The 19,531-nt window shown below is 74.5% G+C and carries 14 protein-coding genes, 1 tRNA gene and 1 riboswitch; of the genes, 7 read left to right on the top strand and 8 right to left on the bottom strand.

The genetic code is table 11. From position 1 onward, the window contains the following. Nucleotides 1–84: 84 nt before the first annotated feature. Nucleotides 85–942, bottom strand: a complete 858-nt coding sequence (locus AR3_RS25905; RefSeq protein WP_067917771.1) for an ABC transporter permease — start codon at nucleotides 940–942, stop codon at nucleotides 85–87. After that, the gene (locus tag AR3_RS25910; protein ID WP_067917792.1) at nucleotides 939–1,964 is read right to left on the bottom strand and encodes an efflux ABC transporter ATPase subunit, DrrA-related; all 1,026 of its coding nucleotides are present in this window, start codon (nucleotides 1,962–1,964) and stop codon (nucleotides 939–941) included. The genes AR3_RS25905 and AR3_RS25910 overlap by 4 nt, the downstream gene beginning before the upstream one ends. A 261-nt stretch (nucleotides 1,965–2,225) precedes the next feature. On the opposite strand from AR3_RS25910, the gene AR3_RS25915 reads away from it, so the two are divergent. Next, a complete protein-coding gene (locus AR3_RS25915; protein ID WP_067917773.1) occupies nucleotides 2,226–2,666 on the top strand; it encodes a MarR family winged helix-turn-helix transcriptional regulator in 441 nt (146 codons plus the stop codon). Here AR3_RS25915 and AR3_RS25920 read toward each other — a convergent pair. The 5 genes from AR3_RS25920 to AR3_RS25940 all read right to left on the bottom strand — a co-directional run bounded on the left by AR3_RS25920 (nucleotide 2,656) and on the right by AR3_RS25940 (nucleotide 8,576). Continuing rightward, nucleotides 2,656–4,260, bottom strand: a complete 1,605-nt coding sequence (locus tag AR3_RS25920) for an AMP-binding protein (protein ID WP_067917776.1) — start codon at nucleotides 4,258–4,260, stop codon at nucleotides 2,656–2,658. The two genes, AR3_RS25915 and AR3_RS25920, sit on opposite strands and share 11 nt — an antisense overlap. Before the next feature lie 166 nt (nucleotides 4,261–4,426). Beyond that, nucleotides 4,427–5,092 (bottom strand): DUF1444 domain-containing protein, encoded by a 666-nt coding sequence (locus tag AR3_RS25925; RefSeq protein WP_067917777.1) that lies wholly within the window; start codon nucleotides 5,090–5,092, stop codon nucleotides 4,427–4,429. A gap of 226 nt (nucleotides 5,093–5,318) precedes the next feature. After that, nucleotides 5,319–6,809, bottom strand: coding sequence for a cobyric acid synthase (locus tag AR3_RS25930; protein WP_067917779.1), 1,491 nt, complete (start codon nucleotides 6,807–6,809; stop codon nucleotides 5,319–5,321). Continuing rightward, a complete protein-coding gene (locus AR3_RS25935) occupies nucleotides 6,809–7,756 on the bottom strand; it encodes a cobalamin biosynthesis protein (protein WP_067917781.1) in 948 nt (315 codons plus the stop codon). Before AR3_RS25935 ends, AR3_RS25930 begins: the two co-directional genes overlap by 1 nt. A 34-nt stretch (nucleotides 7,757–7,790) precedes the next feature. Then, the gene (locus AR3_RS25940; RefSeq protein ID WP_227023205.1) at nucleotides 7,791–8,576 is read right to left on the bottom strand and encodes a phosphotransferase; all 786 of its coding nucleotides are present in this window, start codon (nucleotides 8,574–8,576) and stop codon (nucleotides 7,791–7,793) included. Nucleotides 8,577–8,916: 340 nt separating this feature from the next. Here AR3_RS25940 and AR3_RS25945 point away from each other — a divergent pair. From AR3_RS25945 to AR3_RS30880, 4 genes are all read left to right on the top strand, one after another. Continuing rightward, nucleotides 8,917–8,993 (top strand) — tRNA-Arg (locus AR3_RS25945). Nucleotides 8,994–9,029: 36 nt separating this feature from the next. Continuing rightward, entirely contained in the window at nucleotides 9,030–9,293 is a 264-nt protein-coding gene (locus tag AR3_RS25950; protein WP_067917783.1) for a hypothetical protein, read from the top strand. 261 nt (nucleotides 9,294–9,554) lie between these two features. Next, nucleotides 9,555–10,685 (top strand): FKBP-type peptidyl-prolyl cis-trans isomerase, encoded by a 1,131-nt coding sequence (locus AR3_RS25955; protein ID WP_067917785.1) that lies wholly within the window; start codon nucleotides 9,555–9,557, stop codon nucleotides 10,683–10,685. Between the two features lie 329 nt (nucleotides 10,686–11,014). After that, nucleotides 11,015–14,401 carry a transglycosylase domain-containing protein gene (locus tag AR3_RS30880; protein WP_067917788.1) on the top strand — a complete coding sequence of 1,129 codons (3,387 nt, stop codon included), beginning with the start codon at nucleotides 11,015–11,017 and terminating at the stop codon, nucleotides 14,399–14,401. 313 nt (nucleotides 14,402–14,714) lie between these two features. Here the strand turns inward: AR3_RS30880 and AR3_RS25965 are convergent, their stop codons facing one another. Further along, entirely contained in the window at nucleotides 14,715–15,089 is a 375-nt protein-coding gene (locus AR3_RS25965; protein ID WP_067917790.1) for a DUF8711 family protein, read from the bottom strand. 49 nt (nucleotides 15,090–15,138) lie between these two features. Then, nucleotides 15,139–15,256: riboswitch (SAM riboswitch) on the top strand. 47 nt (nucleotides 15,257–15,303) lie between these two features. Between AR3_RS25965 and AR3_RS25970 the strand changes: the two genes are divergently transcribed. Continuing rightward, the gene (locus tag AR3_RS25970) at nucleotides 15,304–16,716 is read left to right on the top strand and encodes an aminotransferase class V-fold PLP-dependent enzyme (RefSeq protein ID WP_083952014.1); all 1,413 of its coding nucleotides are present in this window, start codon (nucleotides 15,304–15,306) and stop codon (nucleotides 16,714–16,716) included. A gap of 149 nt (nucleotides 16,717–16,865) precedes the next feature. Continuing rightward, on the top strand, nucleotides 16,866–19,531 hold a 2,666-nt coding region (locus AR3_RS25975), incomplete at its 3' end, for an SseB family protein (protein ID WP_174545487.1).

A 19,531-nucleotide genomic window follows, 5' to 3' on the forward strand; every position in this document is an offset into this window, starting at 1 on the left:
GCGGCGCCCGCCCGCGGGGCGGCGCCGTGCCCCCGCCCCCGTTCGGCCGCCGCGGCCGCGGCCCTGCCCGCGCTCACTTGCGGCTCACTTGCGGTTGTAGAGCCACATGGTGAGCGGGCCGAACACGGCGATCAGGCCGACGCCCCAGCCGGTCACCCAGACGACCGCGTCGCCCTCCACCGAGCCGTCCATCAGGCCGCGGACCAGGGCGACCAGGTGCGCGATCGGGTTGACGTCCACGAACGCCTGCAGCCAGCCGGGCATGGTCTCCGGCTTGACCAGGATGTTGCTGAGGAAGGTGAGCGGGAACACCACGAGCATGCTGACGCCTATGACGGCCTTGTCGGTGCGCATCAGCAGCCCGACCATCGTCCACACCCAGGAGAAGGCGAACGAGAACGCCACCAGCACGAGGATGCCCGCCGCCGTCCCCGCGGCGCCGCCGTCCGGACGGAATCCCAGGATCAGCCCCAGCGTCAGGATGACGAGCGACGCCATGGTGTAGCGGAACATGTCGCCGAGCAGGTAGCCGACCATGGGGGCGGGGCGCCACATCGGGATGCTGCGGAAGCGGTCGAACACGCCCTTGGCGATGTCGGTGTTGACCGACACCCCCGTGTACATGGTCGTCATCACGACGCTCATCACCATGATCCCCGGCAGCAGGAACTGCAGGTACTCCCCGGTCGACCCGGCCAGCGCCCCGCCGAACAGGTAGGTGAACATCAACGTCAGCATGATCGGGAACGCGGTGACGTCGAACAGCTGCTCGGGCACGTGCTTGAACTTCAGCATGGCCCGCCAGCCGAACGTCAGCGACGCCGACAGGGCGCCGGGACGCGGCGGCCGCGCGCCGGGCGCCAGCACGGCGGCGATCAGTTCGGGCGAGGGGGCGGCGCCGCCCGCCGCCTCGCGGGCCGCTCCCCGGGTCGCGGTGGTCATGCCGCCTCCTGTTCCGTGTCGCCGCCCGCGTCCTCGGCCGGGTGGCCGGTGAGGGTGAGGAACACCTCGTCCAGGCTGGGCTGTCCGAGGGAGAAGTCGTCGACGATGATCCCGGCGTCCGCCAGCTCGGCCAGCGCGCGGGAGGCCGCCCCGGCGGCGTTCAGGTCGGAGGAAGCGCCGGCGGCGTTCAGGTCGGACGCGCCGGTCAGCCGGGCGGTGAGCGCGACCGGCTCGGCCTCCAGGACCACGTCGGCGCCCAGCACGCGGGCCAGCAGGCCGCGGGCCTCCTCGCGGCGCGCGGCGTCGCGCAGCCGCACGTGCACCGAGCCGGCGCCCACCGACGACTTCAGCTCGCCCGGGGTGCCCTCGGCGATGACCCGGCCGCGGTCGATGACCGCGATCCGGTCGGCCAGCCGGTCGGCCTCCTCCAGGTACTGGGTGGTGAGCAGCACCGTGGTGCCCTGCGCCACGACCAGCCGGACGATGTCCCACACCTGGCTGCGGCTGCGCGGGTCCAGGCCGGTGGTGGGCTCGTCGAGGAACAGCAGGTCGGGGGTGTTGAAGATGCTGGCGGCGATGTCGATGCGCCGCCGCATGCCCCCGGAGTAGTTCTTGACCTGCCGTCCGGCGGCCTCGGTCAGTCCGAACGCCTCCAGCAGCCGCCCGGCGCGCTCGCGCGCGGCGCGCTTGCCGTGGCCGAGCAGGCGGCCGAGCAGCACCAGGTTCTCGACACCGGTCAGGTCCTCGTCCAGCGAGGCGTACTGCCCGGTCAGGCTGACGCGGGTCCGCACCGCGTCGGCCTCGCGCCGCACGTCGTGGCCGAACACGCGCGCCTGCCCTCCGTCGGGGCGCAGCAGCGTGGCCAGCACCCGCACGCAGGTGGTCTTGCCGGCGCCGTTGGGACCGAGGATCCCGTAGACGGCGCCGCGCGGCACGGTGAGGTCGACGCCGTCGAGGGCGCGGACGTCACCGAACCGTTTGATCAATCCCGACGTCTCCACCGCCGGGTGGTCATCGCTCATCAACGCGTCCTTTCCCATGAAGGTGTCACCCTTCATGCGCCAGGTCCGGTCCGCGTCCGCCAGATCGGATCTGGCGGACGCGCAGGCGCGGACGCGCACCGGCCGCTTCGGTCGGCGGCCGTCCGAGTCGGCCCGCAGGGCCCCTCCAGGAACAGTGGCGCGCGCTGACAACCGGCGTGTGCATTATTTGCATAATGGATATTCGTCGACGCTTCTGACGTCGCGGCGGGCATGCCGCGGCATTCGCGAGGAGGGTGGGCGGTGTCACGCGCCGACGACTCCCGGGCCCAGGGCTGGCGGACGCTCGCCGCGCTCAACGCCCGCATCGAGGACCGCATCGAGCGCGCCCTGCAGGACGCGCACGGGCTGAGCGTCAACGAGTTCTGCGCCCTGCACCACCTGGCCGATCCCGCGGGCCGTCACATCCGGATGCAGGAGCTGGCGGGCAAGCTCGTCCTCAGCCAGAGCGCCACCACCCGCCTGGTGGCCCGCCTGGAGAAGCGCGGCCTGATCACGCGCGTGCTGTCGGAGGAGGACCGCCGGGGCGTGTGCGCCGCGGCCACCGAGGCGGGACGCAGGCTGTACGGCGAGGCCATCCCCACCCACAACAAGGCCCTGGACGAGGCCCTGCGCGAAGCCGCGGAACTGCCCGAGCTGGCCCCGCTGGTGGACGCCCTGGAGAAGCTGAACGTCATGATCTAGGCGGTCGCGGCGCGCACGCGCCCCGCCTGTAGCGCGCCCGGGCGAGCGAGGCGCGGCTGACCTTCCCCCCGGCGGTGCGGGGGAGCTCGGACACGAACGTCACCGTGCGCGGCACCTTGTGCGCGGGCAGGACGCGCCTGGCCAACGCCAGCAGTTCGTCCGCCAGGCCGGTCGGCGCGGCGTCGCCCGCCGCCGGGACGACGAACGCGTGCAGCGCATCCGCGGTGTCCGGCGCCTCCACGACGGCCACCTCCATCACCGCCGCATGCCGCCCGAGCACCCGTTCCACCTCCAGCGGCGAGAACCGGTCGCCCGACACCGTCACCTGGTCGAGGATGCGCCCGTGGTGGTGCACGAAGCCGTCCGGGTCGACGTGCACCAGGTCGCCGGTGCGCAGCCAGCCGTCCGCGTCCAGCACCTCGGCCGTGTGCTCCGGCTTGCCGAGGTATCCCGCCATCACCGAGGGGCCGCGCACGTACAGCGCCCCCGCCCCCACCGGGGGGATGCGCCGGCCGCGCAGTCCTCCCCCGGCGCCCACCGCGCCGGCGATGGATTCGACCGTGCCGATCGGGCCGCCGCGCCCGCCGGCGCCTCCGAGCACGCGTTCGACGCGCACGTCGATCTCGTACGGGTCCAGCACGACGCCGAGCGAACCGCGCCGACGCCGGGAGACGGTGTTGGAGATGAACGTGTGTCCGACCTCCGTGGTGCCGAGCCCGTCCAGGACCGGGCAGCCGAAGAACTCCTCGACCCGGTCGGCCAGCGACGGCAGCAGCGGCTCCCCCGCCGAGGCCGCCGCGCGCAGCCCGCGGAACGCCGCGCGCACCGGCTCGGGGTCGGGGGCGTTCACCAGCCGCGCGTACCACGTCGGCACGGTGAACAGCAGGGTCGGCCGGTGCAGCCGCGCCTGCTCGACGGCGCCCTCGACGCTCGGCGGGTCCGGCCACAGCACCGACGAGGCGCCGCAGAACATGGGGAAGAAGATCGTGGCGCCGAGGCCGTACGGATAGCACGCCTTGGCCAGTGAGAAGAGCACGTCGTCGGCGCTCACGCCCAGAGCGCCGATCGCCATGGCCCGGACGTAGACCTCCGGGTCGGCGTGCCGGTGCACCGCGCCCTTGGGCGGGCCGGTGGTGCCCGAGGTGTACTGCACGTACGCCGCCGCGTCGGGCGCCACGGACGCGGGGTCGGGCACGTGGGCGGGCTCGTCCGCCAGGTCCTCGGGGGTCAGGACGTGCGCGGAGGGGAAGCGGGCGGCCAGGTCGGCCGCGCACACCGCGGCGCTCGGCTCGGCGTCGGACAGCACGTGGGCGTGGTGCCGCTCGTCCTGCTCCGGCCCGGTCAGCACCGCGACCGCGCCGAGGCGCAGGGTGCCGAGCAGGGCCGCCGCATAGCCGATCGAGTCGGGCAGCGCGATGAGCACCCGGTCGCCGGCGCGCACCCCGGCCGCGTGCAGGACGCCGGACGCGCGGGCGGCCGCGTCGTGGACCTCGCCGTGGGTCACGATCCCGTCGCCGGTGCGGAACAGCGGGCGGTCGCGCCAGCCGTAGGTGTCCGCCCGCAGGGCGAGCGAAGCGGCGACGTTGCCATCCATGGCGAACCTCCGTTGTGCCTGGGGGCAATCAAGCGGAGATTACGCCGGGTAGGCGTACGGACACACGCCGTTCGCCATCTTTCGGTCTCGCCAAAGGCCGCAATGAGGACATAAGCCGCAGGGGGTTAAAGCGGCGAGCCCCTTCGCGCCGGGCGCCCCTCGGTGGTCAGGCGGCGAGGACGTCCCAGGCGCCGCCGCGCCACACCAGCAGGTCCCGCGACAGCATCTGCCCGGGCGGCACCTTCCACCCTGGACCGCCGTCGCCCTCGCTGCGCCCCTCGGCCCACACCTGCGCTACGGCCCAGCGCAGCTTGTCGATCCCGTCGGGGTGGCCGGCGCCGGACGCGACGAACACATCCCGCGCGGGCGTGGCGACGACCAGGTCGCCCTCCACGTCCTGCGCCAGCTTCTCCAGGAAGCCGTCGTCGAGCAGCAGCCCCGCCTCCAGGCCGCCGATCCGCGGCTGCGCGTCGCCCGCGCCCGGCACGGCGCCGAGCCGCACCGTGACGGCCCGCACGTCCGGGTACCAGCTGAGCGCCAGATCGGGCCGCCGGTTGCGCAGGTTGACGACGGCGTGGCGGCGCAGCTCCTCGGGGGCGACGCCCAGTTCCGCGCAGTGCCGCCGCGCGATGTGCTCGTACCGCAGGCCGCCCCCGCCCGCCCCGCCCGAAGGCTCGGCGGGCAGCTCCAGCGCGTACGTGACGTACAGGTCCCCCGCGAACGCTTCGCGGATCGGCTCCTCCTCGACGGGCAGCGGGAACTCCAGCTGCACCTCCGCCGGCACCCGGGCCTTCATCAACGGGACGATGAGACTGGTCCGCGGCTCGGTCACGGGTCGCTCCTCCTTGGGGCTCTCGGGTCTGCGCGGGGCGGCGCCAGGTCGGCGCGGGCGGCGCCCGGCCGTCCGCGCGATCCGGAGTGGATCACCTTAGCGCCGCCCCGCGGCGCGGCCGAAACTCCTGACCGGCCGTGGAGGATCCGTTGACCGCACCCGGTGACGACACCCGTGACGACACCCCGTGGCCACACACCCGTGGCCACTGCGGCCCCCGCGTCGGCTAGAAGCCGCTCAGCAGGGTGGGCAGCCCGGGCGGGGCGCCCTGCTCGATGAGCCGCCACACCGCGTCGGTGTCGAGGTGCTCCTCCACCAGGTCGCCGACCGTGTCGAACATCGCCGCGCGCTGCGCGGCGAACGACACGTCGGGCGCCGGGGTGAAGTCGCGGCCCGCGCACCGGGCGACGTCGGCCAGGAACGCGCGGCGGAAACCGTCGTTCTCCAGCGCGCCGTGCCAGGTCGTCCCCCACACCGCCCCCACGCGGCAGCCGTCCAGGAACGGGTCGCCGCCGAGCACCTCCACCACCCCGTGATGGATCTCGTAGGCGCGCACCGGCTGCCCGTAGGCGACCCCGGTGGGGCGGGCGAGCGTCTTTTCCCGCGCGAACACCACGCGCGTCGGCAGCAGCCCGAGGCCCTCGACGCGTCCCGCGCCCGACTCCACCTCGTCGAGGATCTCGCGGGCGAGCATCTGGTGGCCGCCGCAGATGCCGAGGACCGGCCGCCCCTCCCGCGCCCGCCGGACGATCGCGTCGGCCATGCCCCGCTCGCGCAGCCACGCCAGGTCCGACACGGTCGCGCGGGACCCGGGCAGCACGACCAGGTCGGCGTCCGCCAGGTCCCCCGGATCCGTCGCGTACCGCACCACGACGCCCGGCTCGCAGGTCAACGCGTCCAGGTCGGTGAAATTCGAGATGCGCGGGTAGCGGGCCACCGCCACGCGCAGGGTCTGCCTGCCGTAGGGGGCGCGCGCACCGGGGCGGGGCGCGTCCAGGGCGAGACCGTCCTCGGGGTCGATGTGCAGCCCCGGCCGCCACGGCAGCACGCCCAGCGTCGGCCGCCCGGTCAGCTCCGCCAGCCGCGCCAGCCCCGGCTCCAGCAGCTCCACGGCCCCGCGGAACTTGTTGATGACGAACGCGGCGACGAGGGCCTGGTCGGCGGGCTCCAGCAGCGCCACCGTCCCGTAGAGGGACGCGAACACCCCGCCGCGATCGATGTCGCCCACCACGACCACCGGGATGTCCGCGGCGCGGGCAAGGCCCATGTTGACGATGTCGCCGGCGCGCAGGTTGATCTCCGCGGGGCTGCCCGCGCCCTCGCAGATCACCACGTCGTGGGCGGCGCGCAGCTCGGCCAGGCTGTCGAGGACGACCTCCCGCAGCCGGCCCCGGTGCGCCCGGTACTCCACGGCGTCCACCTCGGCGACGGGGCGCCCGAGCACCACGACCTGGCTGCGCCGGTCGCTGCCGGGCTTGAGCAGCACCGGGTTCATCACCGCCCGCGGCTCGACGCCCGCCGCCTGCGCCTGCGCGTACTGCGCCCGGCCGATCTCCGCGCCGTCCGCCGTCACCATCGAGTTCAGCGACATGTTCTGGGCCTTGAACGGCGCCACCTTGACCCCGCGCCGGGCCAGCCAGCGGCACAGCCCCATGGTCACCAGGCTCTTGCCCGCGTCCGACGTCGTCCCCGCCACCAGCAGCGCCCCGCCGCCCATCACGCTCTCCTCCTGCCCGCGGCCACGGCGGCCGCCACCGCGACGGCCGCCAGCGTGACGGCCCTCGACAGCCGCACGGCCCGGCGGATGTCGGCCGTCTCGGGGGCGCGCCCGTCGCCCAGTTCGGGACGCTCCTCGACCCGTCCCCCGTACACGTTGACGCCCCCGAGCCGGACGCCCAACGCCCCGGCGAAGGCCGCCTCGCAGCGACCCGCGTTGGGGCTCGGATGCGCCGCCCCGTCGCGGCGCAGCGCCCGCCACGCCTGCCGGGCCCGCCCGCTCGGCGCGGCGCACGCCACGGTGAGCAGGCCCGTGAGCCGCGCGGGCAGCCAGTTGGCCGCGTCGTCCAGCCGCGCCGACGCCCACCCGAAGCGGACATAGCGCGGGTCGCGGTAGCCGACCATCGCGTCGAGCGTGTTGACGGCCCGGTACGCCAGCAGGCCCGGCACTCCCGCGACCGCGCCCCACAGCAGCGGCGCGACGGCCGCGTCCGAGGTGTTCTCCGCCACCGACTCGACCGTGGCCCGCGCCAACGCCTTCTCGTCCATGCCGTCGGGGTCGCGCGCGCACAGGTGCGACAGCCGCCGCCGAGCCGCGGCGAGGTCGCCGCCCTCCAGGAGACGCGCCATGTGGCGGCCCTCCCGTCCCAGCGACGTGCCGCCCAGCACCGCCCACGTCGCCGCCGCCGTCACCGCGGCCCGTGCCAGACGTCCCCGCGCCGCCTTCTCGGCGACGACGCCGAGCCCTGCCGCGCCGCCCACGAGAACCGCGGTGAACACCATGCCGCGCACCCGCGAGTCGCCGTGCAGGCGCCGCTCCAACGCCGACGCCGCACGGCCGAACGCCGCCACCGGATGCCCGCGCCGCGGATCGCCCAGCAGCGCGTCGAGCGCGACGCCCAGCAGCAGCCCTTCAGGCGACCCCGGCCCCACCCACTTCGATGTCATGGAGACATCTCTACGGCATGCCTACGGCATCGCGTCAGGCGAGGTGCGCCTCGAGGTCGTCCCAGTGGCGTTCCAGCCAGTCCTGGGCGCGGCGGATGCGGGGCCCGGCGCCGGCCCGCCACATGCGGGCCCATCCGCCGCCCCGGTGCTCGGCTCGGAAGCGCATCGCCGTGTAGGAGCGTTCGAACCGCAGCCGCGCCGCGGGCAGCAGGCGCCGCCTGCCGTCACGGTCCAATCCGTAGGCGTCGCAGAACAGCCGCAGCCTGGCGCCCACGTCCGCGTCGTACAGCCGCGCGTCCCGGTCGGCGGGGTCGGCGATCGGCGCCCAGTGCCGCAGCGCGGTCACCACGTCGTACAGCCGGGTCGTCGGACGCGCCAGGTCGAAGTCGATGAGCGCGACCGGCTCGCCCGCGCGGAACACCACGTTCTCGGGCGTCACGTCGCAGTGCCCGATGATCTCGGGTTCGTCGTCGAGGCCGGAGACGGCGATGTCGTCCCACGGCGCACCGGGCGGGGGATCGTAGGAGGCGACGGCGTCGTGGTAGCGCCGCAGCAGCCGCGCCACCCCCGCCAGCGCCTTGCCCGTCGCCGCGTACGCAGGCAGCGGACGGCGCGCGACCTCCCCCGGCACCCAGGTGAGGATCTCCCGGCCCCGGCCGTCCACGCCGAGCACGCGCGGCGCCCCGTCGAAGCCGACGCTCTCCAGATGTCGCAGCAGGCCGTGCACCGCCGGGCTGTGCGGACCCATGGGCCGTCGCACCGTGTCGTCCACCCGAACGACGCCCTCCGTGACGTCGCCGCCGGAGAGCGGAATCTCCACGTCCGCCACCACGGACACATGACCTTACGGCGCCCGGGCGGATCCGATCAGCCGATCAACGAAAACGCGCCCGCGGCTCGACCGAAGGCTTCCGCGCCCGGCGGCGGCGCCGCTGACATGCGACGAATCGGCCACGCGGCCGAGGACGGCGAGCAAAGGGCTCCGGCCGCGGCCGCGTGACCCATTCCGGCCGTCTGGGCGGCGGCCCGCGCCGACCCGGCCGTCTCGGCCGTGGAGAAGGGCGGTCCGGGCTCTCCGCCGCCGCCCGGCCCTCGCCCGAGGCGGGAAAATGCCTGTCGCACGCAGGTCAGGCGGAGTAGTACCCTCACCTCGGTAGCAGGCCCCGGTAGCTCAGTTGGACAGAGCGGCTGCCTTCTAAGCAGCGGGTCGCGGGTTCGAATCCTGCCCGGGGTGCCAGCCCTGACGCGCGGTGGGCTCCCAAGACTCCGGTCCATGGAGCCCACCGAAGCCGTCCGCATGATCCTCAGTGAAGCCGCCCCCTACCCCGAGCTGCTGCGGACCGCGCGCACGTCGCACGACGACCTGTCCGTCGGACGCACCGTCCACTACTCCGTCCTGAGCGGCATGCTGCGCGAGGCCGCGCGAAAGAACCTCTTCCCCGCGCTGCGCGCCCGGTACGGGGCCGAGTCCTTCGAGGACATGGTCGTCACGCTGGCCCGGGAGATCGACCGGCAGGCGCCGGTCGTCCGTCGGTGAACGCCGGCGCGCCGTGAAAAGGACGCCGCCGCACCGAGCGTCCTGCGGCGCGGCGGCGTGGCGCCACTAGGATGCCTGCCGTACCGGCACCCAGGACCATCCAGGCGGCCTGCGGATCGGCCCCGCGCCTCCGGCCGGCGACGGAAAGCAGCCGGTAGATTGCGACCCGGCCTCTTTTCCGGCTTTTCACGCCGTCCTTAGGCCGGAGCTGGGAAGGTGGTCGTCTCGTGGTGTCGTCGAGCCCGGAGCGAGTGAGGAAACATGCCTGAGGATGACAAGCCCCGGGGCGAGCCGGCGGTCAAGGCGAAGCTGCCGAGCGCCAAAAACATCCGCAGCCCGGAGTTCACCCCGCACGGCATCAGCGGCGGGCGCGGCCGCAGCCCCCGGCCGTCCGCGCTGACCGCCGCGCAGGCCCGCAGGCGCCGCCGCCTGAGCATCGCCGCGACGGTGGTGGCGGTGCTGGCCCTCGCGGGCGCCACGACGTGGTACGTCACCCGTCCCGGGCCGCAGATCGAGGTCACCGGCGCGTTCGGGCAGGCCCCCAAGGTCACCATCCCCAAGAGCCTGCTCCCCGACGGCAAGCTGAAGGTCACCGCGAAGATCAAGGGCACCGGCCGGAAGATCGCCAACGGCGACACGGCGCTGGTGAAGTTCGTCTTCTACCAGTGGTCCAAGGGCACCGACGACAAGGCCACCGAGAGCACCAGCAAGGAGATCCGGTCGTCGTACGAGCTGCCCGCCGGCGAGCAGGTCGTGCCGATGCAGATCGGCAAGACGGACGTCAAGGGCCTGGACAAGGGCCTGGTCGGGCAGACGGCGGGCAGCCGCGTCGTGCTGCAGGTGCCGCCGAAGGAGGGCTTCGGCCAGTCCGCCGCCCCGATGGGGATCGGCGAAGACGACTCGCTGGTTTTCGTGGTGGACATCCTGGCCGTCTACCCCAAGAACGCCGAGGCCCAGGGCACCCCGAAGCCGCAGAAGGACGAGGACCTGCCGTCCGTCGGCGCCATGGAGGCGGGCAAGGGCCCCAAGATCACCATCCCGAAGGCCGACCCGCCGAAGGACATGCAGGTCAAGACCATCATCGAGGGCAACGGCCCGAAGACCACCAAGGACGACACGGCGCTCGTCAACTACAAGGGCGTGATCTGGCGGGACGGCAAGGAGTTCGACAACAGCTGGAGCAAGGGCTCCCCCGCCATGTTCAAGCTCGACACCACCGAGGGCATGAAGGGCTTCTTCAAGGGGCTGCAGGGCCAGAAGGTCGGCAGCCGGGTCATGCTCGTCCTCCCGCCCGACGAGGGCTACGGCAAGGACGGCAACCCGCAGGCCGGGATCAAGGGCGACGACACCACGGTGTTCGTCGTGGACATCCTCGGCACTGTCCCCAAGTGACCCTCCGGTGAGGCCGCGCCCGAGGACGCGGCGCGGCGGACCGCCCACGGCATGACGCGCGACGGCGGGGCACCCGAGAGGGGCCCCGCCGTCGTCGTTCCGCCCGCCGATGCGATGCGTCGAGAACGTGATGCGCCGCGAACCTGATGCGCCGCGAACCTGATGTGCCGCGAACGTGATGTGTCGAGAACCACGCTGGGGACGGCGAGACAACCCTTCGCACCTTTTGATCGTCCCTGTAGTGAGAAGCCAACGGGAGTGCGCAGCGACCGGCCAGATTCCCCACTCCCCTCCGCTATCGTCTGTAACGAACTCGTCACGGGGGGCTTGTGAGCGACACTGACAGGAGCCCGGGAGGGACCGAGCCTGCCGGGCCGGACGAGGACAACCTCGACCAGAACCCCACGGCCGACACGGCCGATCCCGCGGACGGCGAGACCGCACCGCCCGCGACCGAGGCGGACACCGGGGACGGCGCCACGAGCTCCACCGAGAAGCCCGCCGACACCGCGGTGGCGACCGACGACGCGCAGGCCGACGCGCAGGCGTCCGAGGACACCGGCCGGTCCGAAGCCGAGGCCGCCGCCGCGTCCGCCACGGGCACCGCGTCCCCCGCCGACACCGCCGCCGACACCGAGGCGGAGACCGCCGAGTCCCCCGACTCCGGCACGGACACCGCCCCCGCCGTCCCGCCCGCCGGCGACGGCGCCGAGGCGACGACGCCTGACCTCGCCCCCGTCGAGTCTCCGGAGGACGCCGCACCCGACGGGGAGCCCGGCGTCTCCGACGAGGGGGCCGACGAGGAGCCGGGCACGGCCGACACGGCCGATCCCGGCGAGACCGTGACCCTGGCCGCGCCTTCTCAAGGCGAGGGGGACGCCGCCGCCGAGTCCGACTCCGACGACGGCGCGGCGCCCGGCGACGCGTCCGGCCGCCCCGACGCCGACACGATCGTCGTCACGGCGGCCGACACCGCGACGACCGCCACGGAGACGGGCACGGAGACGGGCACGGGGACGGGCACGGAGACGGGGACGGAATCCGGATCCGACGAGGAACTCGCCGCGGACGTCCTCGACCGGGACCACGACGGGGCCGTAGGGTCGGGCACCGTCGCGTCCTCGCACGACGCAGAGTCCGCCGCCGAGTCCGGCTCCGCACCGGACGACGCCCCCGACCACGCGGACGCCGCCGGGACCACGGTGCCGGACGCCGCCTCGGACCAGGGCGCCGCCGAAGACGCCACCGTCCCGAACGAGGGGGCCGCCGCGGCGACGACTCCCGACCTCACCGTCGTCGAGTCGTCCGATTCCGCGCACGCCTCCACCGCGTCCGCCGACTCGCCGTCCCCGTCGGAGAAGGCGAGCGCCGCCACCGGCGCCGCAGCAGTCCGCGAGGGCGACGGCGACGCAGCGGACGCGGCGGGCGTTGCCGACGGTGACGACGCGGGTACGAAGCAGAACAGCGCTTCGGCGACGGCGAAGACGTCCGCCGCCGAACCGAAGACCGACGTGAAGAGCACGGGGGCGGGCAAGCCCCCGAAGGGGCCGACCGGGAAGAGGCGGAAGGGGGGTATGGACGGCAGACGCGGCAAGCCGCGGGGCAAGGCGGCGCGCATCGGGCGGCGGGCGCTGTTCGTGCTGCTCGGCGTCGTCGGACTCGCCGTGGCCGCGTTCGGTGTGGCGTACCTGCTGACACCGGTCCCGTCCCCCCAGGAGGAGGCCCTCGCGCAAGGCCCCACGTTCCTGTACTCCGACGGCAAGACGCCGATCGCCAAGACCGGCGTCAACCGGGACGCGGTCCGCCTCCAGACGATCCCCAAGGGCGTGCGCGACGCGGTGATCGCCGCCGAGAACCGCAGCTTCTACGAGGATCCCGGGGTGTCGCTGCAGGGCACCCTGCGCGCCTTCTGGTCGACGGTCTCCGGCGAGCAGCTGCAGGGCGGGTCCACCATCACCCAGCAGATGGTCCGCAACTACTACGGCGGCATCGGCAAGGAGCGGTCGATCAGCCGCAAGCTCAAGGAGATCATGGTCTCCTTGAAGGTGGGCCGGGAGAAGTCCAAGGACTGGATCCTGGAGCAGTACCTCAACACCATCTACTTCGGCCGCGACGCCTACGGCGTGCAGGCCGCCGCGCGGGCGTACTACGGCAAGGACGTGAGCCGGCTGACCCCGGCCGAGGGGGCGTACCTGGCGGCGGCGATCCAGCAGCCGAGCAACTTCGCCGACCCGACCGGCTCCACGCGCGCCTACGCCGAGGCCCGCTGGCGCGCCGTGCTGAACAACATGGTCCGCGACGGCGCGATCACCTCGGAAGAGGCGGCGCGGATGACGTTCCCGCAGCCCATCAAGCAGAAGGTCACCAACATCCTGGGCGGCCAGAAGGGCTACATGGTCAACGTGGCCAAGCGCGAGCTGATCGAGCGGCGCGGCTACACCGAGGACGAGATCAACCGCAGCGGCCTGAAGATCACCACCACGTTCGACAAGGAGCTGATGGACGCCGCGCAGGAGGCGGTGCGCGGCACCCTGCCGAAGGGGATGAACCGCAAGATCCGCACCGGGCTGGTCTCGATCGACCCGGCCACCGGGCAGGTCGTGGCGTTCTACGGCGGGCGCGGCTACCTGGAGGAGGCGCTCAGCAGCGCGTTCAGCGACTGGGCGCAGGCGGGGTCCGGGTTCAAGCCGATCGTGCTGGCCGCCGCGCTGGACAGCGGGATGAGCCTGAACACCTACGTGGACGGCAGCTCGCCGCAGTACTACAACGGCACGCCGATCCACAACGACGGCAACCGCAGCTACGGCACGATCAATCTGGTCACGGCCACGCAGAACTCGGTCAACACCGCCTACGTCAACCTCGGCCAGCGGGTCGGCCTCAACAAGGTCACCAAGATGGCCGAGAAGATGGGCATCCCGAAGGCGCAGCTGACCGCCAACGGCGCCAACAACTACCCGACCTTCCCGCTGGGGACGATCTCGGTGCACCCGGTCCAGCAGGCGGGCGTGTACGCCACGTTCGCGGCCGAGGGCGTGTACCGCACGCCGTACGTGGTGAAGTCGGTCACCGACAACACCGGCAAGACCACCACCTTCACGGAGAAGGGGCGGCGGGTGTTCGACGAGCAGGTGGCGCGGGACGCCACGTTCGCCATGCGGCGCGTGGTGGAGGCGGGCACCGGCCAGAACGCCCGGCTGGCCGACGGCCGGGACGTGGCGGGCAAGACCGGCACCACCGACGAGGGCCGGGCGATCTGGTTCAACGGGTTCATCCCGCAGCTGGCGACGACGGTGGCGATGTTCCGCAGCGACGGCAAGCCGCTGGTCATCCCCGGGTACGGCGTGTACGGCGGGCAGCTGCCCGCGCAGATCTGGAACGCCTACGTCAGCCGCGCGGTGAACCTCAAGCACATCGAGCCCAAGGACTTCGGTCCGCCCTCGGTGTCCCCGGGGAGCTACGACGGCGACGCGTACGACCGGCAGAACGGCGCGCCGACGACGCGTGACCCGGAGCAGCGTCCGTCCACGCCGCAGCGTCCGGTCCGGCCGAGGCCGCCGGTGGACTCCCCCAGCGAACCGGAGACCCCGTCCGACGGGGGCACCGGAGGCGGCGACGGCGGCAACGACGGGGGCGTCGACGACCCCGGCGGCGGACGCGGAGACGGCGGAGACGGCGGCATCGTCACCCCGCCGCGCCCGGAGACCCGCGACTAGCATCCGCGCGCCCGACGTCCGGCGTGCCGCGTCCGCAAGCGGGCCGCTCGCGCCGGCGGACGACTCGTGCGGGCGAACGGCTGCGGCGCCTAGCGACACCGCGGTCGGCCCCCTGTAGGCCGAGACCGTGAGAGGGGCCCGGCGAAACACCTCGCCGGGCCCCTCAGCACGTTCGCTGCCTCTTCGCGCCGCCGCAAGGGCTCCGCAGGTCCGCAGGCGACGCCCGCTCGAGGGTTCTCCTCGCACGGCATCGGCCCGCTCGAAGGGGTGCGCACCCGCCGGCAGGCTCGGCGCCCGCTTGCCGGCGAGCGCGCTAGTCGCAGGCCTTGCCGATGCGGTCGGGGGCGTCGCTCATCACGGCGTTGAGCTGTGACGCGTCGCCGGTGCCCACACCGGCGGCGGCGCCGCGCAGGCGGGTCGCCTCCGTCTTGAGCGCCTTCTTCAGCTTCTCGTCCTCCGCCTGGCGGGCCAATCCGTCGATGCGTCCGGCGAACTGGTCGGTGGCCTGCCGCCACTGCGCCGGGTCGTTCGCCGACACGGTCCGCACCTGGGTGAGGTACTGCTGGAAGGCCTTCTTGGTGTCGGCGCACACCTCGTCGGTGTTGCCGGCCCCGCACCCGGTCAGCGTCCAGGCCGCGCCGAGCAGCGCCAGCCCGTGGGCCAGCCTCACGGCCGTCCCGTACCGCATCGCATCCCCCCTTCGATCGCCCATCGGCTCCGCATATACTTCCGCACAAGGTCAAGAGCGCCAGCGTCAAGCCCCGGCTCGCTGGCCGGCAACCCTTCGTCCGCGATGGGGTGCCCCGGGTGAGGACCTGGCCGGACGACGCGGAACGCGTCCGGCAAGCGCGGATCCCGCGGACTCCTCCCGGGATCCCTGGATCCTGAAGGAGGTCGTACGCATGTCCACTGCCGCCACGCTCACCCACGTCTCCCCTCTGCAGCCTTGGACGCCGAAAGACGCGTCGGCGCCCACTCGGCTGCCGAAAGTGGTCGGCGCGGACGTCCCGGTGCCGCTGGAGGACGGACGCCGGGTCCCGTACGCCAACTTCGACTACGCCGCCAGCGCGCCGTGTCTGGAGGCGGTGCAGGAGGCCGTCACCCGGGCGCTGCCGTACTACAGCAGCGTGCACCGCGGCGCCGGGTACGCCTCTCAGGTCACCACCGCCGCGTACGAACGCGCGCGCGAGACGGTTCGGTCGTTCCTCGGCGCCTGGGAACGGGCGTCGGTGGTGTTCACCCGCAACACCACCGACGCGATGAACCTGCTGGCGCACGCGCTCCCGCCCGGCACCACCGTCGTGGTGTTCGAGACCGAGCACCACGCCACCCTCCTGCCCTGGAAGCGCGCCGTGCGGCTGCCCGCGCCCGCCACCCCGTCCGAGGCGATCGCCGCCGCCGACCGGGCGCTGGCCGCCGCGCCGCAGGGCCCGCGGCTGCTCGTGGTCACGGCGGCGTCCAACGTGACCGGCGAGCTGTGGCCGATCGGCGAGCTGGCGCAGGCGGCGCGGCGGCGCGGCGCCCGCATCGCCGTGGACGCCGCCCAGCTCGTCCCGCACCGCCCCCTGGACATGTCCGCGCTCGGCCTGGACTACGTCGCGTTCTCCGGGCACAAGCTGTACGCGCCGTTCGGCGCGGGAGTGCTGGCGGGGCGGTCCGACTGGCTGCGCGCCGCCGAGCCGTACCTCAAGGGCGGCGGCGCCAGCGCCTCGGTGGGGGAATCGACCCGCTGGGCGGCCGACCCGCAGCAGCGGCACGAGGCGGGCACCCCGAACGTGCTGGGCGTGGTGGCGCTGGCGGCGGCGTGCGAGACCCTGACCGCGGCCGGGTGGGACGCGCTCGTCGCCCACGAGGAGCGGCTGCTGGCCCGGCTGCGCCGCGGACTGGCCCGCATCCCGGCGGTTCGGGAACTGAACCTGTGGGGGGAGCGCCACCCGCGCGTCGGTATCGTGTCCTTCACCGTCGACGGCTGGAACGCGCGCGACGTGGCGCTTAGGCTGTCCGGTGAGCACGGCATCGGCGTCCGGGACGGGAAGTTCTGCGCTCATCCCTTCGTGCGGCGCCTGCTGGCCGACCGGCCGGCCGACCGGTCCGGCGCGGCGCACGCGGCCGGAGAGGGCGGCTGCGCGAACGCCTCCGCCCCGGACTCGGCGGTTCGGGCCAGCCTGGGCCTGGGAACGACCGAGGAGCACGTCGACCGCCTGGTCGACGCGCTGGGCGAGCTGGCGCGCTCCGCGGGCTCCGCGCCGGTGCACGCAGGTTCGCGGGTCCGTCCGCACGGACGCGCGCCGGAGGCCGCGGCCCGGCGGGGATAGCCGACGCCGCCTCGCAGCCGCGTCCGGGAGCGCGGAAGTCGAGACCCTTTCGCCCTGTTCGCCCATGTAGCGTAGGCAAGTCCGTACCTAGACGCGTCAGGGCGGGGTACAGCAGGGACAGCGCGGCTTGAATCAGGGGGGTGGCGACCGTGGCCGACGCGTGGCGACCCACGTCGGAACTGGAGCGCCGACTGCACGAGACGGTGCGGGCGGGGGACCCGGAGGCGTACTTCCGTCTGCTCGCCGAGAGCGAGCTGGTGCTGCCCGTGCCCCCGGACCTCATCGACGACGTGCTCGCCAACCAGGCGCAGCCGACGTGGCCGACCCAGGACGAGGACGGCCGCACCCACGTGCTGGCCTACACCTCGCCCGCCGCCATGCGCGCCTGCCTCGGCCCGGCCTACCAGCACTTCGTCCGGTTGAAGTTCGCCGACCTGGCGCAGAGCTGGCCGCATCCGCGCTGGTGGCTGGCGGTCGACGCGCCCGCCCGCGACCTTCGGGACGTGGCGCTGCCGATCGAGGGTCGGCTGCCCGGCTGGTTCGTCCGGCAGCTCGCCGACGGCGACCCCCGGCCGCCGCGGGCCGGCCGTCCCCTCGCCGCGCCGGCCGCGGTCCCCTCCGCCGGCGCCCCGTCGCAGGACGCGCCGTCCAGCGTCCCGAACGCCGTCCCGACCGGCGTCCCGACCGACGGTCAGCCGTCGGACGTCGCGTCCCGAGACGTCCGGTCGGCCGAAGCGACCGGTGCGCACGCGCTGCCCACCGTCCCTCGCACGGAACCCGCGGCCGACCGGACGGCCGCGCCCGCATCGGCCGGTGACGTCCCGGCGCCTGGTGACGTCCCTGGCGCCAGTGAGCCCGCGACGCCCGCAGTGCCGAACGCCGCGCAGGGACCTTCCGCTCCCGCGTCCCCCGCCGCCGCGCCGAACGAGCCTCCGGCCGCCCCACCGGTGGAGCCGCCCGCACCGCCGGCGCCGGAGACCTCTCCCGCCCCGCAGCCGTCCGACGCGCAGCCTCCGGCCGCCCCGGCGCCCGACGCGCAGGGTCCGGCCGCCGGGGACGCCCCGGCGGCGCAGCCGTCGGCCCCGGCCGAGCCGTCCTCGGGCGGCGGGGCGGAGCCTCCCGCCGATCTTCCGGCGCCCGGCGACCGTCTCGTCGCCCGGGCACCGGCGCCCCCGCCGGCGCCGGACGACACGCTCGTGGACGTCCCGGCGATCGTCGACGAGCCCGCCGCCGAGTCCGCGCCCTGGGAGGAGCTGCAGGACCAGCACCGCGACCTGCCGCCCCGCAAGGAGCGCCGCTCGCAGTTCCGCCCCGCCAACGACGTCGAACGGGAGCTGCTGCGCGCGGCCGCCAACAACGACCACGACCTCTTCCTGCAGACGCTCGCGGACGCCGAACTGCTCCTGCCCGTCCCGGAGGACACCGACTACACGCTGCGTCCCGGACGGCCCGGCTTCCCGTGGCTGGTGCGGGAGGTCGAGGGCGGTCCCGTCGTCCCGGTGTTCACCTCGCCCGAACGGCTGATGGAGGCGGCCGAGCCGCTGGGGTTCGGGCGCGAGTTCATCCGGGTGCCGTTCACGGTGCTGCTGCGGTACTGGCCCGACGACGGCCACGCGCTGGCGGTCAACTCCGGGTCCCCGGCGGGCGGCACCGTCGTGGCCCAGCAGCTCCCCGGGCTGGCGCGCTGGGCCGACCAGCGCGCGGCCCGCCGCCTGTCGGAGAACTTCGAACCGCAGAACGACGTGGAGCGCAAGCTGTTCGAGGCGGCGACGCGGCGCGACACCGACGCGTTCTTCAAGATCCTGCTGGGCGCGCAGGTGCTGGTGCCCGCCGACCCGGAGACGCCGTGGGGCATCACCCCGGACGACCCGGAGTTCCCCTGGGGCCCGGTGCGGGTGCACGGCGCCGCGTCCGTGCAGGTCTTCACCTCGTTGAAGTGGATGAACGAGGCCCTCGGCTCGTCGCGCTTCGTGATGCCGGGCTTCCTGGACATGGTGGCCGCGTGGCCGGACGCCGAGTGGACGCTGGTGCTCAACCCCGGCACGCCCATCGACGCGACCATGCCCGGCGAGCAGGTCCGGGCGCTGAGCGGCACGGCCGGCACCGCGGCGTCCCCCGGGGAGAAGGCCGCCGCACCGCCCGCCGCGTCGCCTGCCGCGTCGGAGCCGGCCGCGTCCGCGGAGGCGGCCGCGTCCGTGGAGGCCGCGGCGCCGCCCGCGGCCCCGGCGGAGCAGCCGTCCGGCGCCCCGTCCGTCACCACCCCGGACCTCGGCGACCTGGCCGGTCTCGTTTCGGCCGACCGCTCCCGCGACGCCGAGCCGTCGCCGGCGCCGCGCGCGGAGGACCGGCCGCCGTCCGGCGAAGCGCCGCACGCGCCCGACCGTCCCCGCGGCGCCGAGTCTCCGCTCGACTCCGGGCCGCGGCGTGCGCCCGAGCCGCCGCAGGCGCCGGACCTGCCGCGCATCACCGATCCGCTCGCCCCCGGTCGGCCGTTCGCCCCTGAACCGCCGCCCGCCTCCGGGCAGCCGCACGCCGCCGAACCGGCGCCGAGTCCCGGGCAGCCGCTCGTGCCGGAGCCGCCGCGGTCCCCGGAATCGGCGCCCGCGCCGGAGACGACCCCGGCCGACGCGTCGCGGGGGGCGCCTCCCGCCGAAACGCCGCGTCCCGTGGAGGCCCCGCCGGCGGCCGGCGCTCCGCCGGTCGGCTCCCCCATGGGCATGCCGCCGGCGCCCGAGGCCCCCCAGCCTCCCGCGCACGGTCCCGACCCGCGGCCCGCGGACCGGCAGGCCGGGCCGCGCCCCGGCGAGCAGGCCCC

Source organism: Actinomadura rubrobrunea NBRC 15275 (assembly GCF_001552235.1).
GTDB lineage: Bacteria > Actinomycetota > Actinomycetes > Streptosporangiales > Streptosporangiaceae > Spirillospora > Spirillospora viridilutea.